General features: G+C 39.8%; 18 protein-coding genes. 5 read left to right on the plus strand and 13 right to left on the minus strand.

What is annotated here, in order from left to right; all coding sequences use genetic code 11:
- Window positions 1–52: 52 nt before the first annotated feature.
- The 13 genes from ACFSR6_RS07460 to katG all read right to left on the minus strand — a co-directional run bounded on the left by ACFSR6_RS07460 (window position 53) and on the right by katG (window position 20,803).
- Window positions 53–2,137, minus strand: coding sequence for a S9 family peptidase (locus ACFSR6_RS07460; RefSeq protein ID WP_379077045.1), 2,085 nt, complete (start codon window positions 2,135–2,137; stop codon window positions 53–55).
- Window positions 2,138–2,225: 88 nt separating this feature from the next.
- Window positions 2,226–3,659: a SusD/RagB family nutrient-binding outer membrane lipoprotein gene (locus tag ACFSR6_RS07465; RefSeq protein WP_379077048.1), complete on the minus strand. Its 1,434-nt coding sequence runs from the start codon at window positions 3,657–3,659 to the stop codon at window positions 2,226–2,228.
- 11 nt (window positions 3,660–3,670) lie between these two features.
- Window positions 3,671–6,799 carry a SusC/RagA family TonB-linked outer membrane protein gene (locus ACFSR6_RS07470; RefSeq protein ID WP_379077050.1) on the minus strand — a complete coding sequence of 1,043 codons (3,129 nt, stop codon included), beginning with the start codon at window positions 6,797–6,799 and terminating at the stop codon, window positions 3,671–3,673.
- A gap of 565 nt (window positions 6,800–7,364) precedes the next feature.
- A complete protein-coding gene (locus ACFSR6_RS07475) occupies window positions 7,365–9,791 on the minus strand; it encodes a TonB-dependent receptor domain-containing protein (RefSeq protein ID WP_379077053.1) in 2,427 nt (808 codons plus the stop codon).
- A gap of 292 nt (window positions 9,792–10,083) precedes the next feature.
- Window positions 10,084–11,322, minus strand: coding sequence for a class I SAM-dependent methyltransferase (locus tag ACFSR6_RS07480; protein ID WP_379077056.1), 1,239 nt, complete (start codon window positions 11,320–11,322; stop codon window positions 10,084–10,086).
- A 10-nt stretch (window positions 11,323–11,332) separates the two neighbouring features.
- Window positions 11,333–12,145, minus strand: coding sequence for a DUF1365 domain-containing protein (locus ACFSR6_RS07485; RefSeq protein ID WP_379077059.1), 813 nt, complete (start codon window positions 12,143–12,145; stop codon window positions 11,333–11,335).
- A gap of 136 nt (window positions 12,146–12,281) precedes the next feature.
- Window positions 12,282–13,526 carry an NAD(P)/FAD-dependent oxidoreductase gene (locus tag ACFSR6_RS07490; RefSeq protein WP_379077062.1) on the minus strand — a complete coding sequence of 415 codons (1,245 nt, stop codon included), beginning with the start codon at window positions 13,524–13,526 and terminating at the stop codon, window positions 12,282–12,284.
- 87 nt (window positions 13,527–13,613) lie between these two features.
- Window positions 13,614–14,642 carry an SAM-dependent methyltransferase gene (locus ACFSR6_RS07495; protein WP_379077065.1) on the minus strand — a complete coding sequence of 343 codons (1,029 nt, stop codon included), beginning with the start codon at window positions 14,640–14,642 and terminating at the stop codon, window positions 13,614–13,616.
- 150 nt (window positions 14,643–14,792) lie between these two features.
- Window positions 14,793–15,593, minus strand: coding sequence for a DUF1295 domain-containing protein (locus ACFSR6_RS07500; protein ID WP_379077068.1), 801 nt, complete (start codon window positions 15,591–15,593; stop codon window positions 14,793–14,795).
- A 76-nt stretch (window positions 15,594–15,669) separates the two neighbouring features.
- Window positions 15,670–15,999 (minus strand): DUF1475 family protein, encoded by a 330-nt coding sequence (locus ACFSR6_RS07505; RefSeq protein ID WP_379077071.1) that lies wholly within the window; start codon window positions 15,997–15,999, stop codon window positions 15,670–15,672.
- 510 nt (window positions 16,000–16,509) lie between these two features.
- Window positions 16,510–17,238 (minus strand): acyl-CoA desaturase, encoded by a 729-nt coding sequence (locus ACFSR6_RS07510; RefSeq protein ID WP_379077074.1) that lies wholly within the window; start codon window positions 17,236–17,238, stop codon window positions 16,510–16,512.
- Window positions 17,239–17,377: 139 nt separating this feature from the next.
- A complete protein-coding gene (locus ACFSR6_RS07515) occupies window positions 17,378–17,875 on the minus strand; it encodes a cupin domain-containing protein (protein WP_379077077.1) in 498 nt (165 codons plus the stop codon).
- 651 nt (window positions 17,876–18,526) lie between these two features.
- On the minus strand, window positions 18,527–20,803 hold the full coding sequence (gene katG, locus ACFSR6_RS07520; protein ID WP_379077080.1) for a catalase/peroxidase HPI: 2,277 nt from the start codon (window positions 20,801–20,803) through the stop codon (window positions 18,527–18,529).
- A 468-nt stretch (window positions 20,804–21,271) separates the two neighbouring features.
- Between katG and ACFSR6_RS07525 the strand changes: the two genes are divergently transcribed.
- From ACFSR6_RS07525 to ACFSR6_RS07545, 5 genes are all read left to right on the plus strand, one after another.
- The gene (locus ACFSR6_RS07525) at window positions 21,272–22,009 is read left to right on the plus strand and encodes a hypothetical protein (protein WP_379077083.1); all 738 of its coding nucleotides are present in this window, start codon (window positions 21,272–21,274) and stop codon (window positions 22,007–22,009) included.
- Window positions 22,010–22,126: 117 nt separating this feature from the next.
- Window positions 22,127–22,867 carry a hypothetical protein gene (locus tag ACFSR6_RS07530; protein ID WP_379077086.1) on the plus strand — a complete coding sequence of 247 codons (741 nt, stop codon included), beginning with the start codon at window positions 22,127–22,129 and terminating at the stop codon, window positions 22,865–22,867.
- Window positions 22,864–23,547 carry a response regulator transcription factor gene (locus ACFSR6_RS07535; protein ID WP_379077089.1) on the plus strand — a complete coding sequence of 228 codons (684 nt, stop codon included), beginning with the start codon at window positions 22,864–22,866 and terminating at the stop codon, window positions 23,545–23,547. Before ACFSR6_RS07530 ends, ACFSR6_RS07535 begins: the two co-directional genes overlap by 4 nt.
- Before the next feature lie 2 nt (window positions 23,548–23,549).
- Window positions 23,550–24,884: a HAMP domain-containing sensor histidine kinase gene (locus tag ACFSR6_RS07540; protein WP_379077092.1), complete on the plus strand. Its 1,335-nt coding sequence runs from the start codon at window positions 23,550–23,552 to the stop codon at window positions 24,882–24,884.
- A 161-nt stretch (window positions 24,885–25,045) separates the two neighbouring features.
- Complete coding sequence (locus ACFSR6_RS07545; protein ID WP_379077094.1) at window positions 25,046–26,263, plus strand: MFS transporter; 1,218 nt, start codon at window positions 25,046–25,048, stop codon at window positions 26,261–26,263.
- Window positions 26,264–26,376 lie beyond the last annotated feature (113 nt).

Below are 26,376 nucleotides of genomic sequence, written 5' to 3' on the forward strand. Positions count from 1 at the left end.
ATTAAATTATTGTGGCCCTTCGACAGGCCCAGGATGACCATACGATTTCAAACTATTTTTTCTCCATCAACTTTCTTTTAAGGAAATCGGCGGTTGCTTCGCTTACTTTTAAACCGTTAGAAAATTTCATCCAGTGGTGGGTATCATCCGGGATGGCGAGAAACTCAAAATCAAACTTTTTATCTTCAAAGCGTTTAATGAGGTCTACACTTTGGTTAAAAGCAACATTTCTATCATCATCAGCATGAATAATCAATGTGGGCGAAGTCCAGGTATTCATATAACTTACCGGCGACGATTCTTCGGCTATCTTTTCAGCAAGAACTGCATCGGGTGCAGGCTTCCGCCCTTCCTGCGCTAAAGTAGTAAACCGGTTATTTACGCCATGTATATCTACCCCAGCAGCAAACCGTTTAGAATCTTTACCAAGGGCAAGCGCGGTCAGGTATCCGCCATAAGAACCACCATAAATCCCGATTTTTTCTTTGTTGATATTGGGCTGTTCAACAAGCCAGTCGCCCGCAGCTTTAATGTCCTGGTATTCTGATGCCCCCTGTGCTCCTGCATGTAAGGGTTTATGAAAATCATAACCATAGCCGATCCCCAAACGGTAATTAACAGAGAGAACAGTAAAGCCAAGATTAACGAGGTATTGATTTAAGGCATAATCTATCGAATAATAATCCATAGGATTCCAACCTAAAAACATTTGCCTTTGCGGTCCACCGTGTACATATACGATAGCAGGTTGATTTTTAAATACCTTTTTTGGGGAGAACAATTGGCCATAAACAGTACTTCCGTCAGCAGCTTTGAAGTTAACATGTTTAGGCATCACCATATCCTTGAGGGGAAAATCATTGGGAATAAGAGATTCGCCGATGAGCTTTAGTGCTTTTCCGGGATTGATAAGCGCAGGTAAAAGCGGTCTTTCGGCAGTAGCGCTCAAACAGAAAAATGCTTGGGTATCGCCCGAAATAACCGGATAGGCTTCTATGCCTTTTCCATGGGTTAAGGGTTGCATATCGGTCTGGCTGACCGAAACTTTATAAATGTGCCTCCTATCCAGGTCATCGGCATCTTTGCCTGTATTGGCTGCAAAAATCAATGTTTTCTTATCTGTACTTAACTTAATGTTCTCTACAGCAAAATTACCCGGGGTAAGCAACATTTTTTCTGATCCGTCAGGATTAATGGCATAAAGGTGTGGCCACCCATCTTCATAGGAAGTAAAAATAATTTTTCCATCGGCCCATAATAAGTTTGCTCCACCATCAATTGAAGGGAAAGAACCGCGTAAAGTTTCTGGTGCTTTCCAGATCTGTTTTCCTACGCCTGTATTAACATTTACTGTCCAAATGGCCCATGGTTGATGCTTCCTGGTTAAAATGGAGTCGGTTTCACCTCCGGCACCAGGTGTTCTGATAAATGCAATGTCATTTCCATCAGGCGACCATACCGGGGTATTATCTTTGGAAAAAGAGGGCATTAGCCATTTAACCGGTATTTGCTGATCGGTATAAATCCCTAAAAAAGAATGATCGTTACGGTTGGAAATAAAGGCTACTTTTTTGCCATCTGGCGACCATTTACAGGCTCCGTTTATTCCTTTTGCATAAAATAGATTTTTCACTGCCGATGTTCCATCAACAGGACTGATCATCACCTGGCCATTTTTAGCAAAAATAACCTGGTCGCTATTAGGCGAAATAACGGGATAATCACCATCGCCTAAAAGCACTGTTTTTCCCCCATCAAAAGGAACAGAAAACACTTGTACTTTAGGTGCAATAGGGGACGAATTTGCATTAACCGGACCGCCATCCCGTCCACCGTGATCTCCGCCGCGCACAAATACGATCCATTTTCCATCAGCAGAAATAGACAAACTGGTTAGCTCCTGACCATCATCCTCAGCATAATCTGTAATTTTTACTGCTTTGTAATCCGGAGCCTGTGCTACATAAATATTTCTTTTCCCTTGTTCGTTTGCTGCCCAGGCAATTTTAGCGCCAACCGGAGCGGCCACCAATTGGCTTGGAAAAGGATAAGATAAAACAGATTTTAAACTGAACGACTGCGCGAATACACTGGAGGCAGAAAGTAAAACGAATAGGATAATCGATAGTTTCTTCATTTCGTAATGGGTTTGGCATTGAGCGCATGGCGAATAGCGTTTGGCGAATGGTGTAAAACACCTTCCGCCAAACACGATATGCTTTATCTTACTGATCCCACCATAACCTGGTAGTTCTTGGTACATCAACAGGCACATTGCTGCCATTTTTACTTCTTTCGCCTTGCGGATAATCTAACCGGCGGATAAAATCGGTTAAGACTGCATTTACCGGAAGCGTAAAATCTTTATACTTATAATCGTAACGGCGGGCATCATTCCAGGCTTCAGGATTCAGATAAGTGGCAACATACTTTTCTTTAAAAATTAAATCTTTGGTTAATGAAGCTTCACCAACTGATACCCTTGGATCGGCCAAATAAATGGCTTTATCTGTTGCTGCCACCTGAAATTTATCCATATTAGCTCCGATCGCTGCTAAATAAGCAGCATAAGCCCGTGGTCTATTTGTTGTTAATGCAGCTTCTGCTTCAATAAACTTTAATTCGGCATAAGTTGCAATAAATATCGGTGATGTTGGGCTGGTCCAGGGCGAATTGATAGAGATATAACATTCGTCTTTAGTTGTATTTCCTCCGGTACCCCGATTACCTGCACCATTTACGGTACCTATGTAAACATTATTAATGGTTTTATCGGTTATTTTCGCGATTCTGGGATCGAACAAACCATATGTGGTACCATTAAGCTGATCGATCAGTTGTTCAGAAAGCCATCCACCTAATGATTGGGATGCATTTGCAATGGCTACACTTGCCCAAAAATTCCTGGTTACAAAACTTCCCATAGCAGCATCATCAGCATTAGAAGTAAAAGAATTATCTATTGCGCTAAGTACCGCCGTTGCATTATAAGCAGATGTTTTACTTACTTTATTTAAAAGCCTTGCCTTAAGTGCATAAGCAAATTTTAACCAGTTGGCTCGCTCTGTAGACGCAGAGGCTCCATAAATAAGATCGTTGGCAGGAGTTAACTTTATGGTTGCATTTGTTTTGGCCAATTCTACAATGGCCTCGTCTACAAGGGCCATGCTCTGGTTGTAAACCTCTTGCCCACTATCATATTTCGGCGTAAAATTCGTTATGTTAAAAGCCTGTGAAAATGGTGCATTGCCCCATAAATCGTTAACCATAATCAGGTTATAGGCAATCAGCACATCTGCAACGCCTTTATACTCGCTTGACCCTTGTGATATAGCCAGTTTTTTCATTTCATTGGCATCCGCCATGGCGAAATACAGTGCATCCCAGGTGGTGCTAAAATCAATAGATTGATAAGTATCGCCCGCCGCACTTGCAGATGGATTTGCAGTATACTGTACATAAGGTACAATTATGCTGGCAACATTATAATTGTTTAGGCCTGCCTTTGCAGTTGATGTAGCCAATAAAGATGGCAGCGTTGGAATGGTAACCTGATTGGGGTTATCAGCTAATTTATCAAAATAGCTATCCTTACAGCTTTGCAAGCTTAGTGTTGCTATTAAAGCCGAAAATATTGTGTATTTTATATTATTTTTCATTGTATTTCCTTTTAAAAACCAACATTAATAGAAAAAAGGATAGTTCTGGCACTTGGATAGGTAAAACCAGCAGAACCATCATTATTGCTGCCTGCATCAAAAGAACTGGATTCAGGATCTACACCATAGTATTTTGTCCATAACCAAAGGTTATTTCCTGTTACCGACAAGCTCGCTGATTTTATTGTTTTGGCCGGAAGCCATTTTGCCGGAAGGGCATAACTTAAACTTGCAGAACGTAAACGTACCCAAGAAGCATCGGAAACAAATGGTTCAGAAACATTTCTATAATACACCCTGTAATAACCTTCTCCATAATCAACACCATCTACTGTATTCTGCCCCAGCCATACCGCTTTGGTATTTGGTGTTCCATTGGCCAGTACACCATCAAATACCTTATACGATCTTCTGTCAGCAGTATAATCCGGTAATCCGAAAGCCGCATAAAAATCTTCTAACCAATTATATTTTTCGAAGCCCAAACGTGCATCAAACAGCACATTTAAGCTGAATTGTTTATACCTGAAAGTATTCCCTAAACCAATAATATAATCGGGCTGTGAATTACCGAGCAAGCGTTGTTGTCCGCCGGAAATTACCGGAAAACCATTTGCACCAATCAATAACGGAAGATTTTTATCTAAAAACACCGGATCCTGGGCCTGAGGAGAATACCTGGTAAAATAACTTCCGTAAATATTTCCATAAGGCTGCCCTTCAATTAATTTCATGGTCACCCCGGCATTTCCATAACCCCTGGCCGCACCATAAACCAGCTCGGTTATGCCATTTGGCATGGTTAATACTTTATTCCTGTTGGCTGAAAGGTTGAGGTTTACATCCCATTTAAATTGTTCGGTAACGATAGGTTTTCCATTGATCACCAGTTCTACCCCTCTATTCCTGATATCACCTGCATTAATAAAAGATGAAACGTAACCTGTAGCAGAAGAAACCTGCGCACGCACGATCTGATCCTTACTCAATGAATAATAATAAGTGAAATCGAAGCCTAAACGATTTTTAAGGAACGACATTTCTAAACCCGCCTCAAAAGTATTGGTAAATTCAGGCCTAAGTCCAGGGTTTCCCAAATTCGGAGAAATGGTTAGTCCGGTAGTACCTGTTGGAAGATTAGTATAGCTTACAAAACCCGAAGAGGTGGCATATTCTAATGCATCTTTTCCTATTTGAGCATAAGATAACCGCAGCTTCGCCTGACTGATTGCCGTTGGAAGCTTTAAATGATCCGAAAACACGTAACTCAAACTTGCCGATGGATAAAAGAAAGATCTGTTATCTTTTGATAAAGTTGAGGTAATATCATTTCTTCCTGTAAGTGTTAAGAAAAGGTAGTTATTATAATCAAATGTTGCTTCACCAAAATAGCCAACCAACCTTTTCTCTGTTATCGTTTGAGATGGCGTTAACACCTTTGCATTTCCCAGATTAAAGAAATTATAAATGCTTAACTGACTTCCCAGCACACCAATATCCTTAACACGTTTGTCGTAAATTTCCTGTCCAACCCTTAATGTGCCATTCAAACCCTCAGCTATTTTCGAACTGAATGTTGCTACAAAAGTGCTGTTCAAAGTCCTGAATTTAGTATTATATTCGCCATAAAAACCAAAATCATTATCATATACATTTTCGCCGGTAAACATTGGCCCCCTGGCCGTTCTTATCCTGTTATCGTTATAGGTATCAACACCAAAACGGTACGCAAAATTTAACCATTTAACCGGCTCATATACCACGCTCGCCCCACCTATAAAGCGGTTTACATCGCCTTTCAGTTTGTTGTTAGCAGTACCCCAAATGGGGTTGTTAGTGCCCAGATATACCTGTGTTCCATCAGGATTTTCAGAATTTGAAACATCGTACCTTGGCGACCAATAAGCTAAGCTCTCTCCAAATCGGTCAGCACTATAGGTATATCCTCCAGAATTGTTAAAATTCATATTTACCGAAGCTTTAAGTTTAGTACTGATAATAAAATCGGTATTTAGTCTCGCAGAAAAGTTTTTGTAATCGGTGTTTGGCATCATTCCTTTCTGATAGAGCTGAGAAACTGAAGAAAAGAACTTGATGGCTTCACTTCCTCCTGCAACTGAAACTGAATTTTTAATTTGCTGTCCGGTTCCAAATGCCTGTTTATAATTATTAAACAGCTGGTCAGGATGTGTCGGATCTATCAATTTTGCCTCAGCTATGGTTGGGCCCCATGCCGGTCCGATACCAGCGGGAGGATTGGTGTAAACCCCTCTAACACCCTGGGTATATTCTGTCTGAACATCGGGGCTGATCAATACGTTATCAAATCCATAAGTACTGTTGAGGTTGATATTAAATCCACCAGCCTTACCTCTTTTTGTGGTAATTACGACTACCCCGTTAGCTCCCCTTAAACCATATAATGCGGTTGCTGCCCCGCCTTTTAAAATATTGATGGTTTCGATATCTTCAGGATTCACATCCGATGCCCTGTTGCTTACCCCCCTTGCACCATAAGGTGTTCCTCCCGGATTAGCTCCCAGTGTTGAGGTTGTATTATCAATCTGTACCCCATCAATTACATATAAAGGATCGCCGGAAATATTCGGATCGATAGAGTTGACTCCCCTGATCCGGATATTTGCGCCCTGCCCGGGACCTCCGCCTGTACTCGAGATGGTTGCACCTGCCACTTTGCCCTGTAATGCATTGATCAGGTTTGGCTGGTGATTAAAATTAAGGTCTTTATCGTTTACTGTTTGTGCTGCATAACCTAAAGATTTGGCCTGTCTGGTAATACCCAATGCAGTTGAAATGGTTACTTCCTTTAATTCCTGGGCATCAGGAATCAAGGCCGCATTAACAGTAGTTTTACTGCCAACGGTAATTTCCTGGGTTTTATAGCCAATAAGGCTGATAACCAGCACCGCACCTGGCGATGGTACCTGGACGGTAAAAACACCAGTAACATCGGTTGAGGTACCCGTTGCAGTACCCTTAATTTTTATACTTACTCCGGGTAACGGACCGCCATCATCAGAAGAAGTTATTTTTCCTGTTATGGTTTTTACCTGGGCCCAAGTAGTAAAACCGGTGAGTAAAATGCACAGAAAAACGAATGAGGTAAAGATTTTTCTCATATCTGAATTTGTTTAGATTAATAATTAGCTACTGCAATATAACTTTTTAACAGCACAAAAACGCACAAAAGGCGACAATAGCGACTAATCGAAAGTATTTTTTACATTACAAAATGCATATCCTACAAAAACAAGCAAACAATCCACCCAAAAAACCGCAAAAAACCACAATACAACACCAACACCTTCAAAAACTCCAGAAGACAGCCATTTAAAATCATCAATTTGATGCCAATAGGTAATTTTTAGCAGTTTAAGTGATCTTTTAATTGAGGTTATAAACGGAGTTCAATTAAGAATCTGTTCTGAAGATGTTCTTACAAATGGTTTTCTTTTCTGCCCGTCGCCCTGAATCTAACATTAGCGAGCTCACCGGAGGTAATTTATTTCAGGGTCTATTTGCAGGGAAGATGATGATCAGGCAGTATCTGCGAGGCAATTGAAAGCACTATTAGCAATTTTATTGGCTGTGGCACTACCGGCATGGTTTGATTTTCCGGCTAAAAACAAAAAGTCTTTCCGGATTAATGGAAAGACTTTTAAAAAATATATTTAATTTGGGTTTTTACTGTTGTATGCCGCCCATTCCACCTTGCTGCTGATCTTGCTTAATATCATCGTTTTTAATCTTTTTCTTTTCTGTATATTTAAGCTTACCGAAAGAATAACTAAAATTAACACCAAAAGAACGTAATGGATAGTAGATATTTTGGCTTTGAAAAACGGCTCCTGTAGGTACAATAGAGTTGTTTACAGTCTGAATGTGAAGATCTTTTGTAAAAGGGTTTAACGTATTAACACCAATTGAACCTTTTTTATTTAAGATATCTTTTTTGAACGATGCTCCGTAAAAAACCATAGCGTCTGTTTTACCCTGATAAGTTCTTCTAGGCGAATTTACTACACCGAATAATTCAAAATTATAGCCTTTGCCGAAACCATAAGCTGAACGGAGAAAAAGATTATAGTTTAAAAAAGTACCGGTATTAAAATTGGCTACCTTATTATTAACTTCATAAGTATTTAACCCGAAATTACTCATTAAAGTCCATTTAGGTTTAGGATTGTACGAGCCAAATACATTAAAACCATAAGTCTGGCCAGTACCCACATTGATATAAGTGGTTAAGGGTGTATTTGTGGCAGTTGTAGTAAGTGAACTTTCTATTATACCACCTGTGCGTCGGTAAAATACAGATGCATTAATTACCGATCCTTTAATAAAGGTACTGTAGCCCAGCTCCAGGTTATCGCTTAATTCTGGATTCAAATACGGATTTCCCTGCATCAAGCTAATTGGGTTACTGTCGTTAAGGAAAGGATTTAAATAGTTTTGACCAGGCCTTTGTAAACGACGGTTATAACTTAGTTTTAAGGTGGTATTACCTTTTAAAGTTTGAGATATGATGGCGCTTGGAAATAAATTCAGATAATCATTCTTCTGAATTCCATTGGCTTTGGTATTAAAACTTATTGTAGTATATTCAGTCCTTAAACCACCTTTAAATTTTAATTGTTTCGTTAAATTAAAGTTAATCACACCATAAGCAGCAGCAACATCCTGGTTGTAATCAAAATCTTGAGAAGAAAAATCGAACTGGCTTTTTATCGTACGAAAAATCCCTTTTGCCCCCACTTCTAAAGTTGTTGATTTAGAAAATGGATAGGTATAATCAGTTTGAACAGTGTATTCATCATTCTTACTGGTGTTGTTCCTTTCAGTAGTTACACCAGTTGAAGATCCCTGAGGAATAAGTGTATTACTGAACCTTTGCGGTGTACGTCCGGTAGATAATTGTGCCGAAATGGAAAACTCCTCCCCTTCTTTCTTTGATGTCTTTTTATAATCCACATTCCAATCCATATTGCTAAAGGTCATATCCATATCGCTAATATTTTTTTGAAAAAGGCCATTATAAATAAAATCCGATTCGCCGGGTCCGCCATTTGAAAAACGGTTGAACTTCAAATTAGAGCTAATGTTATTGTATGCATTAAAATCATAATCAACTCCAACGCTACCGTTTAAACCATTTCTGCTCCATTTTGAGTACCCATCCTGTGATAGGTTATTCACACCGCCATTGTTTAATGTGGTATTATTAACGATTACAACCCTCGAATTTTGAGCGTATGCAAAATTGCCTCCAAGAGCTGTATTAACACTTAAACGACCCGTTTTTGCAGTTAAGTTGAAGGCACCATTATTCTGTCTTGTACCAACAGATGCATTTACAGAGCCACTTACCCCCTGTGCATTTGATTTTTTGGTGATGATGTTGATAATCCCTCCGGATCCTTCAGCATCATATTTTGCAGACGGGCTGGTAATTACTTCAACGCTTTTAATCTGCTCTGCAGGAATCATCTTTAATGCATCGGCAACACTACTCGCCATCGTACCAGAAGGTTTACCATTTATCAATACACGAACAGCACCACCACGGAGCTGAACATTTCCGTTCATATCAACTGATAACATCGGTACTTTACGCATAACGTCGGTTGCATCACCACCAGCATTGGTACCATCGGCTTCGGCATTGTAAACCATTCTATCGATTTTATTTTCGATAACCGCTTTTGTACCCTGAACCTCAACATCAGCCAAAGTATTCCCTGTGCCGGAGATATAAATGGTTCCAATGTTGTTATCGGGCTTGGAAGGAGTAGTTGTTACTAAAACCGTTTTCGTTTTATAGCCCATAAAACCAATCATCAGCTTATAAGCATCAGGGGCAACATTTTGCAAGGATAATTTTCCTTTCTCATCAGTTACTCCACCATTTACAGATTTATTGTCTTTTACTGTAATTAACGATACTGTTGCGTAATCAATTGGTTTTTTTGTTAGTGAATCAACTATTATGGCCGTAATACGTCCGGTAACAGCGACTTTTTTGGCTGCTCCACCAAAGCCGCCACTGGGAAACTGGGCATGTGCGGTAAAAAATATTCCTAGGATAAAAGTTAATAGTAAAAGTTTTTTCATTTTAAGAGTTAGTCTTTTGTAATTAGTCTACGCAAATTGCATTTTGTTACAATTATACACTATACTTTTTACACCAACTCTATTAATTAGTCGGTAAACGTTAGGCTTTTATCGGCGAATAGATTGGTTCATTGGTCAATAGTTTATGGCTTGATTAGTCAAATTAGGATTGATGGCTCTAATTATCCAAATCAACTACTCCACTCATAACTTAAGGCTAATCAATTTAATGCCATAACATTTTCTAACTTACCGGGCAATTAACTATAAAACCATCATCCATCTTACCTCACTACCTTGAAATATTATTTGGTCTTGAGTAAACCATTTGCATTACATTAATATTTCGCATGGCAAAAGCGGCTTCGCAATAGTTTAAGTAATAATTCCACTTGCGTATAAAGGTTTCGTCAAAACCCAGGGCTTTTACTTTATTAAGGTTTTTATTGAATTCGATAAACCATAAATGAAGGGTACGGGCATAATCAAGCCCCATGTCTTTTAAATCGACCAAGGTTAACTCTCCGGTTTCATTTATTGCTTTGTTTATGGCAGCTACCGAAGGTAAAAGTGAGCCCGGAAAAATGTGCTTTTGAATCCAATCTACACCGTTTCTCAATTTATCGTACCTACAGTCGGGAGAGGTAATTACCTGAAAGGCAAGAATCCCATCGGGTTTCAATAACTTCTGGCATTTCCTGAAATAGGTTTCTAAATATTGATGACCTACAGCCTCGAGCATTTCAATGGAAACGATTTTATCAAAAGTACCTTCAATTTTGCGGTAATCCTGAATAATAACTGAAACTTTATCTGTCAGTCCTTCTGCATGAACGCGCTCCATGGCAAGTTTTTGTTGTTCCTTAGAGATGGTAACAGAAGTAACATTACAACCATAATTCTTGGCTAGAAAAATAGCATTACCGCCCCAACCGCTTCCAATTTCCAGCACATTATCGGTCGCTTTTATTTTTAACTGCCTGGCCAGGCGGTCGTATTTAGCATATTGCGATTCTTCTAAACTTAAATCTCCAGGGTTAAAATAACCGCTTGAATAAGTCATGGTTTTATCCAGAAAAGTCGCAAAAAAATCGTTGTTGAGGTCGTAGTGTTCCGAAATATTTTTCTGCGATCCGGCCAAAGTATTTGCCCTGCGCATATGATAGATTTTGTTAACCCATTTAAAAATATTAAGTGCAACAGATTTCGCCTTGCTCCCGGTAACCGATGGTGCATTTTCAATATTCAGGATTACCCATTTAATTACATTGGTAATGTTAGTGGTATCCCATAGACCCGACGTATAGCCTTCTCCAAAGCCGATATCGCCGTAAAGCGCAATGGATTTAAAGAAATCGGGATGGTTAACCTGTATATGTGCTTCGATTTGATGTTCACCGTTTCCAAAAACCAGTGTTTCGCCACTTGGCAACGAAAGTTCCAATTTGCCTAATGTCATTTTAGAAAGTGCATTTAAGACAGTTCTTTCGAAAAAACCCGTTGATGTTCTGGTAGCGGTAAGCGTATTCATAATGTTTTATCTATTTTATTTGTGGCTTATAGGGTCTATATACGTTGCGTTGCAGCTCAGGGTTTTCGGCTTTTGGATGAAAAGGTATTTTTTTTATCCAAAGCTTAAAGGCCTGCCAGTGGATCATACCCATTACCTGCAGAGGGATTAAGGGAATAGAGAAAAAACAACGCAACAAACTGGCATTACTCAGTGGCTTTTTCTGTCCCTTTAAGGTACTGATAAAAAACCGGTTACCCTGCTTATCGATATCATCAATTTTAATATCGAGTTTATCATTGGGCACTCTTAATTTAAAATCGAAAGAATCATCGTGATCGATAAATGGTGAAACATAAAAATATTTGGTGGTGATTTTTTTAAAGGTATCGCCATCCAATTCATCTTCGCCGAAGAAAAAAAGTTTCATTTCGCGGTAGGTATTGCTGATTTCGGCCACACAACAAACCGGATTATCCTGCTCATCAAAACAATAATAAAAGGAAACCGGATTAAAATTATAACCCAGCACATTGAGGTTGGTAAGCAGTTTTATTTTAAGCCTGGTACCATCTACTCCATTTTCTTTTAAATAATCTTCTACATGCTGGCGCGTATTTTTGGTTTGGTCTGGATTTTCTTTGGGTAACTGTAGGTGTTCGGCATCGCGAAAAGAAAAGAGGTTAAACTTATTCCTGCTGAACCAGCGGAGTTTTTGGGCAAGCAAATCCAACTCATCCAGATCGATGTAGAACATATACACCCTGTACCAAAAAGAATGTTTTTTGGGCGCCAGGCGGTGATGCATGACCTTTGCAGTGTAGATGTTTGATGTAAGATTCATTATTATTACTTCAATTTACGATTTTTTGTGGATTGTCTTTCTGAATTCATTGTCATTCTGAGCGTAGCGAAGAATCTTTTAAAGCAGATCCTTCATTGCATTCAGGATGACAAATGGAGTAAAAATGGTTTAGTTATTACATCCCTTTACACAAATCAACAGCACTCTTATAAGCATCCTCATGAAAACCATATTTAAAATAACTTCCGCAATAATAAATCGGCCCGGTTTCGTTTAGCTTGTGTAATTGCTCCTGTGCCTGCATGGCAGGAACATCGAACAAAGGGTGGTGATAATCGATTTCTTTGATGATCTTATCTGGATTTAAAGTTCCGGTGGGGTTAATGGATACAAAATAATTCTGCTTTTTAGAAACACCCTGTAAACTGTTCATCCAATAAATGGTGCTCGGTAATAACTTATCGCCATTTTTTTCTACACGGTAATTCCAGCTGCTCCAGGCCAGTTTTGTTTCAGGCATCTGCTTTTCATCGGTATGTATAACCGCCCGGTTTAACTGGTATTTAAATTTAGAGAGCAGTTCGGTTTCGAGTGCTGTTTTATCTTTTACGATTTCGAAAGTCTGGTCGGCGTGACTGGCCATGATCACTTTATCGAATTCGAATTTCTCGCCCTTTTGATTTTCCACTTCGACTTTACCGTTTTCCAAACGTTTTACCGCTACAATTTTAGTATTGATCTTGATCCTGTCGCGAAAAGGGGCGATCAGTTTTTCCCGGTAGGCCTGACTGCCATTTTGCAGCGTGTACCATTGGTGCTGGGTATTTAAGCCCAAAAAGCCATGATTTTTAAAGAACCGGATTAGGGTAACCGCCGGAAAATCCAAAATCTGTTCCATTGGTGCGCTCCATACTGCAGCACTCATTGGGATCAAATATTGCCAAAGCATATCATTGCTATAACCAAATTCTTTAAAAAACTTTCCGATCGAATAATCCTGATATTCCGGTTTATCCAAAATTTCGACACTCTGCTTGTTAAAACGGTTAATCTGCATCAACATTTTTAAATAAGAAATATTGAACAGGTTTTTCCGCTGGGCAAAAAGATGGTTCAAGCTTGATCCGCTGTATTCTAATTTTTTAGGCAGAAACTGCACGCTGAAAGACATATCGGTTTTAATTACCGGGGCCTCAATCTCAGAAAACATTTCTGTAAGATTTGGATAAGTCTGGTAATTAAAAACCATAAAACCACTGTCAAGGTAAATGGGTTTACCGTCCTCTTCAAGTGTAATGGTATTGGTATGCCCCCCGATATAACCGAGCTCTTCGAAAAGGGTAATATCGTATTTATGCTGCAGTTTATGGGCACAGCCCATGCCTGCTATTCCGGAGCCGATAATGGCGAGTGTTTGCATTTTGATAGATTTGAATTAATCGTCATGCTGAATTCATTTCAGCATCTGTAAGTAGCCCCTGAATCAAGTTCAGGGTGACGCACTGCGTTATACCTTTTCGAACAAATAATGGCATACCATCCATTCGTTCCCTTTGTTATAATTAAACAGTTCGGCGCACGACATGTAGAACAACCTCCAGTATACCCACCATTTTACGGCCTGATCTTTACCATAAGTACGTTCCAAAATCGGCATGATTTCTTTTTTGTGTTTGTCCATATTGCTTAACCATGCTTCGGATGTTTTACCATAATTGGTTCCATTTACCACCCAATGTTTATCGATCTTTAAATCATCGTTAAAATAGAAAAACAGGTGGTTTGATGGCATAATGCCCCCGGTAAAAAAATATTTGCTCATCCAATCGGTTTCATCAATCACCTCAAATTTATAAGCCAGCGTTTTATGGGTAAAAATATGTACAAACAACTTGGCATCAGGTTTCATAAAAGAAGCAACCTTGTTAAGCAAAAATTTATAGTTTCGCATGTGTTCAAACATTTCTACCGAAACCACACGATCGAAAGTATCAGCAATGGTAAAAGTATTCATATCGGTAGTTAAAACCGTTAAATTCTGGATTCCGCGCTGTTTTGCCGTTTCATCAATAAAAACTTTTTGGGTAGCAGAATTAGATACCACAGTAAAAGTACTTTCCGGATATTTAGCTGCCATGTAAAGCGAAAGCGAGCCCCAGCCACAACCCAGCTCTAAAACATTTTGTCCGTTTTGTAAATCGGCTCTTTTACAGGTTAAAGCCAGCATATCATCTTCTGAAGTATCGATATCCTTAACACCTGGTTTCCAATAACCGCTGCTATATTTTAAATTTTTCCCCAAACAGTACTGAAAAAATTCGGTTGGCAATTCATAATGCTGTTCGTTGGCATCTGCAGTATTTACAGCAATCGGCGATTGCTTTAATTCTGCAACCAGATCCATAAATTTTTCCTGTTGCAGTTCTGCATCTCCAAGCGTTTCGTCATCCAGACGTTGTTTGCATAATTTTCTGATACCGATACGCAAGGCAGTATCCGGAAGTTTATCGTTTTCTAAAAGTTTATCGTACCACATATAGTTTGAAGTTTGATGGTCGGAAGTCCGAAGTCGGAGGTCCGGTGTTGTTGTTCTATACCTAAAATGCCTAATAGCAGATAGTTTATTTTTGATTTACAGTTTTATATTAGCAGCCAGCCCCCGGTCTTTCGGACCTCTGACTTCTGACTACTTTTTCTTAGACCATGGAAAAAAGGCGCTTGTTGTTTCCTGATATTTTTTATAGGCCAGGGGTTTGCTCCTCAGGTTTTGCTCTTCGTTATTGGGTACACCGGTAACACCTGTTAATAAATACAACATAACTGCCGGACTGATAATTGCCAGAATTCCCCATGGTGATGCCAGTGCAAAGATGAAATAGCCTATCCAGGTTAACCACTCGAAAAAGTAATTAGGATGACGGCTGTAATACCACAGGCCGGTATCGCAAACCTTACCCTTATTATTTGGATCTTTCTTAAATGCGGCAAGCTGTCTGTCGGCCATCATCTCGCCAAAAAAAGCCACTGCCCAAACTACAGCGCCGATAAATTCGAGAATCGAAATTTCCTGCGATAGGTTTGCAGTAATGATCAATAATGGAATAGCCAAAATTACATTTGATATCGCCTGAAACTGAAAAAAAACAAAGAAATTCCGATCAGCTTTATCTCCCCATTCTTTACGGAGCTGTTGGTACCTGCCTTCCTCTTCGCCTAAATGACCAATAACACGTTGCCAAAGGTGAATACCCAAGCGCAGCTCGGCCAATAAAAACATGCCGCAGATTAAGATTTTCCGGGGGACAAAACCATCCGACATCAAAAAAGTAATCAGTGTAATTACAGGAAAATTCAAGGCCCAGAAAACATCAACCACACCAGCGTTTTTAATTTTCTTCGCCCAAAGCCAAACCATGGCCATAATAAAACAGCAGGCTATTAACGAAATGAGTGCTATGAATAATAGATTTACTGTTTGGAGCGGCATAAAGTTTAAGGTTTAAAAGGTAATCAGCTTGCTTTAAAAAACTCCTTATAAGACCCCTACACTTTAAACCCTGCACCTAACGCCTTAAAAGTAATTCTTTAACACCTTCGCCATCTTTTAGTTTGAATAGATGCACTAAAACATAGGCTAAGGTTGCTATACTACCTAAACATACGAACAAAATAACAATAGAGATTTTAAGAATGATGCTTTTTTCTTTATAAAACATCCACAGCGTGATAATAAAGATGTTAGCGTAAAAATCCCAAAGTGTGGCACGCATCCAGGGTATGCTGCCCAGGAAATCCCATTGTTCGAACAGGTTATTTTCCAGCGAAGTGCTAATTACTTTATAGCACATAAAAACGAACAATACAGAGAAAATGATTTTGAGAAAGTTGATCATCAGAAGGAGGAATTTTATTGGAGTATATACGGTAAGATAAGTAAAAAGGATTTTACTTTTAAAATCTCCTGGCTGTCGTTCAACTCTGCTGCCCTTGAATTCTCCTGTCGTTCAAATTGATTTTTATGCTACAACATAAATACCCCTTAGGGTTTACAAGATCAGAACAGTACGGGCACAGCCTCACATAAATGCATTTTTATTTAAAAAGCAGGCTCCTGTGTGTATCACTTGCGATAGTCCTGCCATTCTCTTCAATCTTTTTAAGGTGCTTTATGCTGAAGGCAGTATCCCGTTCCATAGGCTGCAGATGCTTCGTACCTCAGCATGACAGTATATGTAGGGTATTGCAAACAAAAAGGATTTTTGCTGCCGTCCCTTAGGTTTAGTTAAAACCCAAGACAGTGAAAGGAAGGAAATAACTCAGAAGAATTAAATAATGATCAGTGAAGCCACAGATCATCGGTTGGTGCTTTGAGCTGTGGTCTTTTTTTCTCTCAACCTAGCTCCTTAAATTTTTCTAATTTTAATAATCTTCATCCAATGCAGTACTTTCATCACCGGGTAAGTTGGATCAAATTCCCACCATTTGGTAGCAAAATTCGGGCTGTTCGGTTTTTTATGGTGGTTGTTCTGAAAAAGCTCACCCATTAATAAGAAATCCCAAGGCAAGGAATTTTTGCTATGGTCTTCATTATCGTGGTTAGCGTAACCGTATTTGTGTCCACACCAGTTTACAATTGCGCCATGTAACGGTCCCATTAAAAAGTGGACCGGCAACAACAGATACATCCACCAGTGATTGGCAAAAGCTATATAAAAACCGATATAAAACAAACCACAGCTGATTCTCCAAATCCACGAATCGCCGATCCGGTCAATCAAAGGCCATTCCGGATAATTACCACGGAAAGCAGGTTCGGGTTCGATTTTATATTTAAGATAATTGAGATACATGTTTTTTGTTGCAATCATCATCCCGAAAACATCCTTAAAAAAATGTGGCGAATGCGGATCTTTTTCAGTGTCGCTATAGGCATGGTGCATCCTGTGAAGGATAGCATATGCCCTTGGGTTTAAAAATGATGAACCTTGTGAGATCAGTAATACCAGATAGAAAAACCTTTCCCAAAAAGGCTCCATTTTAAACATCTTGTGTGATGAATAACGGTGGAGGAAAAAGGTTTGGCTAAACAGGGATAAAAACCAATGACAAATAAAAAAAATGAAAATTACCATGTATGATGTGTATGCTTTATAAACGGATTTTGAAAGCGTTTAGTTTTTTTAGCGTAGCGAAAGGCGTTTAGTTTTTAAGCGTTTAGATAAAAAGAATCCCGTTCCGTTGTGGAACAGGATTCCATATATTAGGTGTTTATTATCTACCGAAATCGTCCTGAACACGAACAATATCATTCTCATCAGATGGGTTAGAAGCATCAGTATGTTGCCAGATTTCTGCCACTACTCCCCAGTCATCTAAACCTATCAAACGGTGACGTTCACCTTGTTGCAATTTGATCTGATCTTTTGGTGCATATTTTTTCACTTCACCTTCTTCGTCGGTCTGACTGGTTTTGATGCCCACCGTACCGGTTACCACTTGCCAGATTTCTGCCCTGCGATGGTGATATTGCCACGAAAGACGTGTATTTGGCGCAACGATTAAAATTTTCGGGCTTAATTTACCGCCAATTTTAAGGTCTTCAACGTTTAATCCATCAAAATAAGTATCGGCAAATTGTTGTGCCTGTGCCTCATCTATTACAAAGAAACCTCCCCAAGGACGGGTTTCATCGCGGTTTACTACATTAAAACCTTCAATTTTTAAACGTTGTGCTACGCTTTCGAATATTTCTTTTTTGTCGTTTGTCATTGATAAAGTATTAGTTCTTCTAATAATTGTTGAGGTTCACAGGTGTTAATTAACCTCCTGTGCGGTTCTATAATTTGCGGCAAAAATAAGCCTAATAAATTAAAAAAGTACTTTCGTATATTTTATTTTTTTTAACCTCAGGATGAAATCGGCTCAAAATCATGGTACAGAAGGATTAATGGCACTAAATTACCGGTAAAATTTTAGCCGGCAGCACTTTACAAGTAGGATAACCGGATATGCCTAAGTCACCATCATATTATAGCTGTTGATATCATTACTCTTCCCAGTTTGCCTGCTGGCTATTGCTCCATATAAACGAGAAAGCCTCATATTTCTATGAGGCTAATTACTTTGTCTTATCAGCATCCACCAATAAAACTAAACCAAACAAACTAATGAAACTATAAGACAAATAAGTTTGAAAATTGTTTTTAATAAATGAGAAAATCTTTTAATATTTTTTTTTATCAAGATTCCCATCAGGTAATAATAAAAAAGAGGCTGTATCATAAGTTTAATGTGTCATCCTTAGCTTTTTGAAGAACCTCTTTTAAAACACCTAAAACGCGTTTCGACAGGCTCAACGTGACAAAACCTAAAGGAAACCTGCTTAAGACACAGCCTGTATACAAAACGATCTATCCTTGATTACTTCAAATCAAAACGGTCTGCATTCATTACCTTATTCCAGGTGGCCACAAAGTCTTTTACAAATTTATCTTGTGCATCTGAACTTGCATATACCTCTGCAATTGCCCTTAATTCGGAATTAGAACCAAATACAAGATCAGCACGGGTTGCCGTCCATTTTGGCTGGCCGGTTGAACGGCTGCTTCCGATATAAAGTTCCTTATCTTCTGCAACTGCTTTCCATGCGGTTTCCATATCTAATAGGTTCACAAAGAAATCGTTTGTTAACTGGCCCGGTTTGCCGGTTAATACACCATGTTTTGAACCGTCAAAATTGGTATCCAATACGCGCAAACCACCTACCAAAACTGTTAATTCGGGGGCTGTTAAGGTAAGCAACTGGGCTTTGTCAATCAGGAATTCTTCTGTAGGAACGGGAGATTTTGATTTGCGGTAATTACGGAAACCATCAGCCGCCGGCTCTAAATAACCAAAAGATTCAATATCGGTCTGTTCTTGCGAAGCATCCATCCGGCCTGGCGAAAAAGGAACTGTAACGGAATGCCCGGCAGCAGCGGCCGCTTTTTCTACTGCAGCTGCACCTGCTAATACAATTAAATCGGCTAAGGAAACTTTTTTGCCATCAACCTGTGCCCCATTAAATTCATTTTGAATACCTGCTAATACGCCCAATACCTTTTGCAATTGTGGAGGATTGTTAACGGCCCAATCTTTTTGCGGTGCCAATCGGATACGTGCACCATTTGCACCACCACGCTTATCAGAACCGCGGAATGTAGAAGCCGATGCCCAGGCTGTAGAAACCAGTTCGGCCACACTCAACCCCGAAGCCAATACTTTTGCCTTTAATCCGGCAATGTCGCTTTCGTTGATCAATGCATGATTAACCGCCGGTATCGGATCTTGCCAAAGCAACTCTTCCTGTGGTACATCTGGTCCCAGGTAACGCGCCAAAGGTCCCATATCACGATGGGTTAACTTAAACCATGCCCTCGCAAAGGCATCAGCAAACTGATCCGGGTTTTCTAAGAAACGTCTTGATATTTTTTCATAAGCCGGATCAAACCTTAAAGAAAGATCGGTAGTAAGCATCGTTGGCAGGTGTTTTTTTGATCCATCAAATGCATCCGGAATAATGGCTTCTGCATTTACGGCTTTCCACTGATGGGCACCAGCAGGGCTTTTCGATAATTCCCATTCAAATCCAAAAAGATTTTCGAAAAAATTATTGCTCCATTGTGTTGGTGTGGTAGTCCAGATTACCTCTAATCCACTTGTAATCGCATCAGCGCCTTTGCCGGAACCATAACTATTCTTCCATCCGAAACCCTGGCTTTCGATATCAGCAGCTTCAGGCTCTTTACCAACATGATCTGCTGAAGCAGCTCCGTGGGTTTTGCCAAAGGTATGTCCACCGGCAATTAATGCCACCGTTTCTTCATCATCCATCGCCATGCGACCAAAAGTATCACGAATATCTTTAGCCGCAAGAACCGGATCCGGGTTTCCATCTGGCCCCTCTGGGTTTACATATATTAATCCCATCTGCACTGCAGCAAGAGGTTTTTCTAAATTACGGGTATGCACATTGCCATCGGCATCATCATCTGAAACCACTACACCATGTGCTTTATTTGCCCCCTCAGAGCCTTGTGCATAACGGAGATCGCCGCCTAACCAGGTGGTTTCAGAGCCCCAATATACCGATTCATCGGCCTCCCAAACATCTTCTCGCCCACCGGCAAAACCAAAGGTTTTGAAACCCATCGATTCTAAGGCGATATTTCCTGTTAGGATCATTAAATCTGCCCACGAAATTTTACGCCCGTATTTTTGTTTAATCGGCCAAAGTAATCTGCGGGCTTTATCAAGACTCACATTATCTGGCCAACTGTTCAGCGGTGCGAAACGTTGTAATCCGGCACCGGCACCACCCCGGCCATCGCCTACCCTGTAGGTTCCAGCACTGTGCCATGCCATCCGGATAAATAAACCTCCATAATGACCGAAATCTGCCGGCCACCAATCTTGCGAATCAGTCATCAGTGCATGAAGGTCTGCTTTTAATGCTGCCAGGTCTAAACTTTTAAAAGCCTCAGCATAATTAAATTCAGCATCCATCGGATTGGACAAACTAGAATTCTGACGTAAAATATTCAACTTTAACTGCTTTGGCCACCAGTCGCCATTTCTGGTGCCGCCACCAGCTACATTGCTCTTCATGCTACCATTATGAAACGGGCACTTGCTAATATCATTTGATTCTTTTTCCATATGTATAATTTTGTTAGTAAAACCTGATTCTTTTAGTAGACTTGATCAGATTAAGATAAATTTAGAGAATTGAAATAACTAATCACAATCATTTAATTCTATAATGGAATAGTTAGAATCTATTACTGTTTGATATCAGGTATTTATAAAGATTTAGGGCCATCATATCAAGAAAAAAAATCAGGCCGGGTATTAACTTTTTAGGGATGTAAATAAAACAGAATGATATGGGGACAATCCGTTAAAAGTATAGCAACCCGAAATTCCAATGTTTTTTTTAAAGCATTATTAAAGCAAAAACAATACAATTAACATTTTCATAGGTATTCTAAAATATTGAATTTTATTAAGCCCTTATAAATTCACACATATCTCAGATGAACTAAATTTAATTTGCTTTTCATCCCCTCCTCAGATCGCACCTGTAGTTTTGGACTATAAAATTATTGCAAATCAAAAAAAGAGCATATGAAAAGTCAAATCAAAAGAACAGCAATAACTGCTTGTTTCGCGTTGATGAGTGTAGTAGCACTAGCGCAGGTACGTCCAAATGATAACCTTCCATTACCACCGGCCAGAGTGCCTGGAGAAATACCTCCTCGCCCTGAAAGACACAGAGGTGGCCTGGAACCAGGAAATCCTTTAAAAGTTTTAATGTCACTGAGTGGAAAAGTTATTGCCTATCAAGCTAATGACAGGCACATTTACAACAGTTTCACCTTGCAAAACGGCAGCCAGGTGATCACGGTCAGATTTCCAGAACAACTGGGTAAACAATTAATGAGTGCAGCAGGAAAAGGCAAATCGGTAACTGTAAAAGGTTTTACAGACAATGGGCCGGATGGTGTAAACGTATTCCAAATGGCGAGTTTGCTGGTTGGTGGAACGCAAATAGTAGATACCCCGCCTACTGCGCCTATTGAACCGGTTAATGTGCCGTCAGGAACATTTACAGGAAAAATCAGTGATTTTAAGCGTGATCAGGGAGGCGCAATCCGTGGACTTAGTCTGGACAATAAAATAGAGATAGATCTGCCGCCACCTGCAGTTGAACAGTTACAATCTTTATTGAAAGCTGGTGATAAAGTTGTGGTAACCGGCTTTAAAGACATCGCACCGTCAGGTGTGGCGTTGGAAACCGGTGCCCCAACCGTCGTTCGTCCACAAACCATAGAAATCAATGGCCAAACCTATCTGTTAAGATAATGCAATAAGAATAGGAGAGCTAAATAGCTCTCCTATTCTTAAATTATTTATTACCGGATATGAACTAATTGGCTGCTTTGGTGTTAACTCATAAAATACAGATATTTTGCAGGTTGTATGAAAATGGAGCAAGATAATGACTTACAGGGTGAGCCATTAAAGATGAAAAGTAACCGTCCGCTGCTGGTAGTGATCATTGTTTTACTGCTGGTTATTATTTGGTTATTGGTAAAACCCCCAGTGCCTCTATTACCAAAACAGCCGTTGCATCATAACGGGCCACAGGTAGAACTGTTTCATAAACAACGCGTAGTTACAGGAATTGTTACCGCGTATAAAAACAATCCTCATTTAGATATCAATGCCCTTCAACTGAAAACCAAAACGGCAGGCTCAATAACCATCGATTTTCGGCCACATACTGCAGCATTGATAACCAGGATCGGTGCTGTAGGTGAGTTGGTTACGGTAACTTATGGTTTAAATCCTAGTGATGAATTAGTGGGTTACCAATTAATAGCCATTAAGAATGATAAGACAGGCATAAGCCAGATCCTTGATGACGTGCCGCCACCTCCGGATGTTCCAAATCATCAAACTGAAAAATTCGAATTAGCACACCCTATTTTGATCACCGATCAATATGGTGGTATTGTAGCAATGAAAAAGAATAATCTTTTATTTCACTTTAAGCCAGGGCTGGTAGATGATATCGCACCGTTAATCAAAAAAAGCAGCACATTTCATCTTATAGCGGTAAAACGTCAGGATGACCAGGGCTTCATTAACATCAATCATGATAAAGTATACATCGTGCTCAGCATCACGATAGATAACAAAACGTTCCTAGTAAGATGAAAATATTATTGATAGAAGACGAGTTAAAGTTAGCAGGGTTTATTGCCGACGGCCTTACGCAGGCTGGTCATATCTGTGATCAGGTTGCTGATGGCAATAAAGGGCTGGAAATGGCTATGGTTGGCAATTATGATCTCATACTATTGGACATGATGTTACCCACACTCAATGGCTTGGAAATTTTAAAAAACCTTCGCAGTTTTAATAACCAAACGCAGGTAATTATAATCAGTGCATTGAACGATACAGAACACGTTATAAAAGGACTTGACCATGGCGCTATTGATTATCTTAAAAAACCGTTTGAGCTTGACGAACTACTAGCCAGGGTACGTTCTGTACAACGTCGGTCTTTAGCACAGGGTTCACTCAAATTGCAGGTTTCGGACCTCAAGGTAGACCTGCTCACAAGAGAAGTTAGCCGCGCAGGTAAACCTGTAATACTCAGTAATCGTGAATTTGCCCTACTGGAGTTCCTGCTCGCTAATCAGAACAATGTGGTCACAAAATCACAGATCCTTGAAAAAGTATGGGATATCAACTTCGATCCGGGAAGCAATGTAATAGAAGTGCACCTTTACCAGCTTCGAAAAAAAATGGACAAGGGTTACGATGAAGAATTGATCCATACGGTTATTGGTCGGGGTTATGTACTTAAAGGCGAAGTAGAACGGGGTTAAAAATGATAGGGAATCGTCAGTTCGGCATCAAATTAAAAATAACAGCGGCATTCAGCCTGATCTTTATTTTATTAAGTTTCTCTTTCAACCTCTACTGTTATCGGAAGATCAGGATGCTGATGATATCCGATAATGATGCTTATTTGCTAGCCAGGGCCCAAACACTTTTGGATAAAACTGAAGTGTTACCTGCCATTATTCCTTTGCCTGATAAAAACACTTCCATCAGGGTATTGTACCATTCTGCAGGGAAACCCATAATTGTTTTTCAATCGCCGGGCATCATTAAAAATATCCGTACACCTACAAAGACTGGCGTAACCGATACCTTGGGGATGAGGGTTGCTTACGTGGCGAGCAGCAATGAGGATAATCCCGCCGAATTGGTGCTCGTACGCAGTGCAGAGCATTTGAACAGTAATTTACAATACCTGCTCTTACTGCTTTTTGCCTGTAGTTTGCTGAGTGTTTTACTTGCAGGTTTAATTGCCTATATCTTATCTTTTTACTTATTACAACCGGTGCAGCGCATTATTAATGCGGCAAAACTTATCAATGCGCATAAACTCAGGAATGTAATTCCGGTTAAGAAAACGAATGATGAATTACAGGAATTAACGGAAACCATAAATACCATGTTAGTAAGGATCGATGAATCGTTACAGCAGCAACAAAACTTTTTTGCCTCTGCCTCGCATGAATTAAAGACACCGCTTGCCATTATGCGTGCCGAAATAGAAGTTCACCTATCTAGACCAGATTTAACAGCAGCGCTATCAAGCCTTATGGAAAGCCAGCTAGCCGAGATCAACAGGTTACAACAGGTGGTACAGGAATTTCTATTGGTAAGCCAGCTAAAAAGTAGTGGCATTACTTTACATAAGCAACAAATAGACCTTTCATTAGTTATACTCAGGTTATTTCACAGGTTTCAACCATTCCTGCAGCAAAAAGGACTGCAATCTACGATTGATTTTGATCAAGAGGCTGAAACATTTTTAGTAGTTGCCGATGATGATAAGCTGAACATCTTATTGATGAACCTCGTCGAAAATGCGGTTAAATATGCTGCCCCTGAAACGATGATCAGCTGTTCTATTCGGCAATCTACAGTAAAGGATCAGATCGCCATTAGCTTTAAAAACAAAATCAACGAAGAAAGTTTCCCGACTGAGAATCTCCAAAATGCTTTTCACAGGGAAGCTATAGACTCAAACGGTGCAGGTATTGGTCTTTGGCTCGTCAAAGAAATCACGCGTTTACATCATGGAAATTTCAGCATAAAGAGCAGCAACTTTTTCTTTGAGGCAATAGTAGACCTGCCGATTAGCGAATAGCCTTTAATTTTTTGGTTTAAATGCGAACCTTAATTTTAATATGAAGAAAATTTAATTTCAACCAAAAAACACACCCAAACAACTGACTAACAGAAAGTTAATTAAAAATATTCCTATTAAGGGTTTAAACATAATTATGCTCCTGTTGTTAAGAGGATCATATGAACACACAAGTATCAACAAGCGTAACAGATAAGCGTGTAATCTGGCCATTGCAATCTCTTAATTTTTTCATGGCCGACCTTCAGGCCGGGATCGGACCGTTTTTGGGAATATTTCTTTTAGCACATGGCTGGAAAAGCGGACTGATTGGTTCGGTAATGACTATTGGCGGAGTAGCCGGAATGATCATGACTATTCCGGCAGGTGCATTAATCGATGCTACCAAAAGAAAGCGGTTTTATGTAGTTATATCCGCAATCTTCACTATACTCGCATCAGGTATAATCTTATTCACACAAGAATTTTGGTTGGTTAGCATTTCGCAGGTGGCAACGGCTATTGCCGGATCGGCTATAGGTCCGGCTATAATCGGAATCACGCTGGGAATAGTTAGGCAAGAAGGATTTAACAGACAAAATGGCTATAACCAGGCATTTAATCACGCCGGAAATGTAGTAGGTTCAGCACTTTCGGGTTACCTGGGGTATAAATTCGGTATAACGGCTATATTTATTCTGGCTGCTGCTTTTGGAGTGCTATCTATTATTTCAGTGTTATTGATCCCCGCCAAATCTATTGATGATCATGTGGCAAGAGGTATGAAAGAGGGGAATAAAAATGATGAAGTAAGCGGATTTAAGGTATTGTTTCAATGTAAATCATTGTTGATACTTGCTGGCGCATTAGCATTTTTTCATTTAGGAAATGGTGCTATGCTTCCCCTATACGGCCTCGCCGCAGCCGCAAATAGCCATGGTAATGCTTCCATGTTCGTGGCCTTTACTATTATCATCGCTCAGCTTGTAATGATAGGCACTTCGCTGTTAGCCGTAAAGATGGCAGATAAAAGAGGCTACTGGCTGGTATTATTCATTTCTTTCCTGTCATTACCTATACGTGGTTTATTTGCTGCTTATATGCATAGTCACACAGGAATATATCCGGTACAAATTTTAGATGGAATTGGAGCAGGCTTGCAAAGTGTTGCAGTTCCCGGATTGGTTGCTCATATACTGAATGGCACGGGAAGGGTAAATATTGGCCAGGGTGCAGTGATGACTGTACAGGGACTGGGTGCTTCGTTTAGCCCCGCAATTGGAGGTTGGATAGCCCAGGGAATAGGTTATAGTAGTGCTTTTATAATCCTCGGTGCTTTCGCCATCGGTTCCGTATTATTATGGGTCATCTTTGCAAAAACAATTAGAGATGTTTGCTAACCCATATTATTTTCATATTATACATGAGTAATTTGACCAGCAAAGCGCTTAAAGTTACCGGCCTCGCCAGCATTTGGGCAATACGAACAACTCTACCCTAACCGTAATGGAAA

The sequence above is a fragment of the Pedobacter vanadiisoli genome (assembly GCF_042684385.1).
In the GTDB taxonomy this organism is placed as follows: Bacteria; Bacteroidota; Bacteroidia; order Sphingobacteriales; family Sphingobacteriaceae; genus Pedobacter; species Pedobacter vanadiisoli.

Bases quoted from the DNA above. Each gene is read 5' to 3' on its own strand.
- ACFSR6_RS07500 (WP_379077068.1), bottom strand. From the start codon at position 15,593: ATGCCGCTCCAAACAGTAAATCTATTATTCATAGCACTCATTTCGTTA.
- ACFSR6_RS07525 (WP_379077083.1), top strand. From the start codon at position 21,272: ATGAAAAGTCAAATCAAAAGAACAGCAATAACTGCTTGTTTCGCGTTG.
- ACFSR6_RS07515 (WP_379077077.1), bottom strand. From the start codon at position 17,875: ATGACAAACGACAAAAAAGAAATATTCGAAAGCGTAGCACAACGTTTA.
- ACFSR6_RS07545 (WP_379077094.1), top strand. From the start codon at position 25,046: ATGAACACACAAGTATCAACAAGCGTAACAGATAAGCGTGTAATCTGG.
- ACFSR6_RS07505 (WP_379077071.1), bottom strand. From the start codon at position 15,999: ATGATCAACTTTCTCAAAATCATTTTCTCTGTATTGTTCGTTTTTATG.
- ACFSR6_RS07490 (WP_379077062.1), bottom strand. From the start codon at position 13,526: ATGCAAACACTCGCCATTATCGGCTCCGGAATAGCAGGCATGGGCTGT.
- ACFSR6_RS07470 (WP_379077050.1), bottom strand. From the start codon at position 6,799: ATGAGAAAAATCTTTACCTCATTCGTTTTTCTGTGCATTTTACTCACC.
- ACFSR6_RS07485 (WP_379077059.1), bottom strand. From the start codon at position 12,145: ATGAATCTTACATCAAACATCTACACTGCAAAGGTCATGCATCACCGC.
- ACFSR6_RS07530 (WP_379077086.1), top strand. From the start codon at position 22,127: ATGAAAATGGAGCAAGATAATGACTTACAGGGTGAGCCATTAAAGATG.
- ACFSR6_RS07475 (WP_379077053.1), bottom strand. From the start codon at position 9,791: ATGAAAAAACTTTTACTATTAACTTTTATCCTAGGAATATTTTTTACC.
- ACFSR6_RS07540 (WP_379077092.1), top strand. From the start codon at position 23,550: ATGATAGGGAATCGTCAGTTCGGCATCAAATTAAAAATAACAGCGGCA.
- katG (WP_379077080.1), bottom strand. From the start codon at position 20,803: ATGGAAAAAGAATCAAATGATATTAGCAAGTGCCCGTTTCATAATGGT.
- ACFSR6_RS07495 (WP_379077065.1), bottom strand. From the start codon at position 14,642: ATGTGGTACGATAAACTTTTAGAAAACGATAAACTTCCGGATACTGCC.
- ACFSR6_RS07465 (WP_379077048.1), bottom strand. From the start codon at position 3,659: ATGAAAAATAATATAAAATACACAATATTTTCGGCTTTAATAGCAACA.
- ACFSR6_RS07535 (WP_379077089.1), top strand. From the start codon at position 22,864: ATGAAAATATTATTGATAGAAGACGAGTTAAAGTTAGCAGGGTTTATT.
- ACFSR6_RS07460 (WP_379077045.1), bottom strand. From the start codon at position 2,137: ATGAAGAAACTATCGATTATCCTATTCGTTTTACTTTCTGCCTCCAGT.
- ACFSR6_RS07480 (WP_379077056.1), bottom strand. From the start codon at position 11,322: ATGAATACGCTTACCGCTACCAGAACATCAACGGGTTTTTTCGAAAGA.
- ACFSR6_RS07510 (WP_379077074.1), bottom strand. From the start codon at position 17,238: ATGGTAATTTTCATTTTTTTTATTTGTCATTGGTTTTTATCCCTGTTT.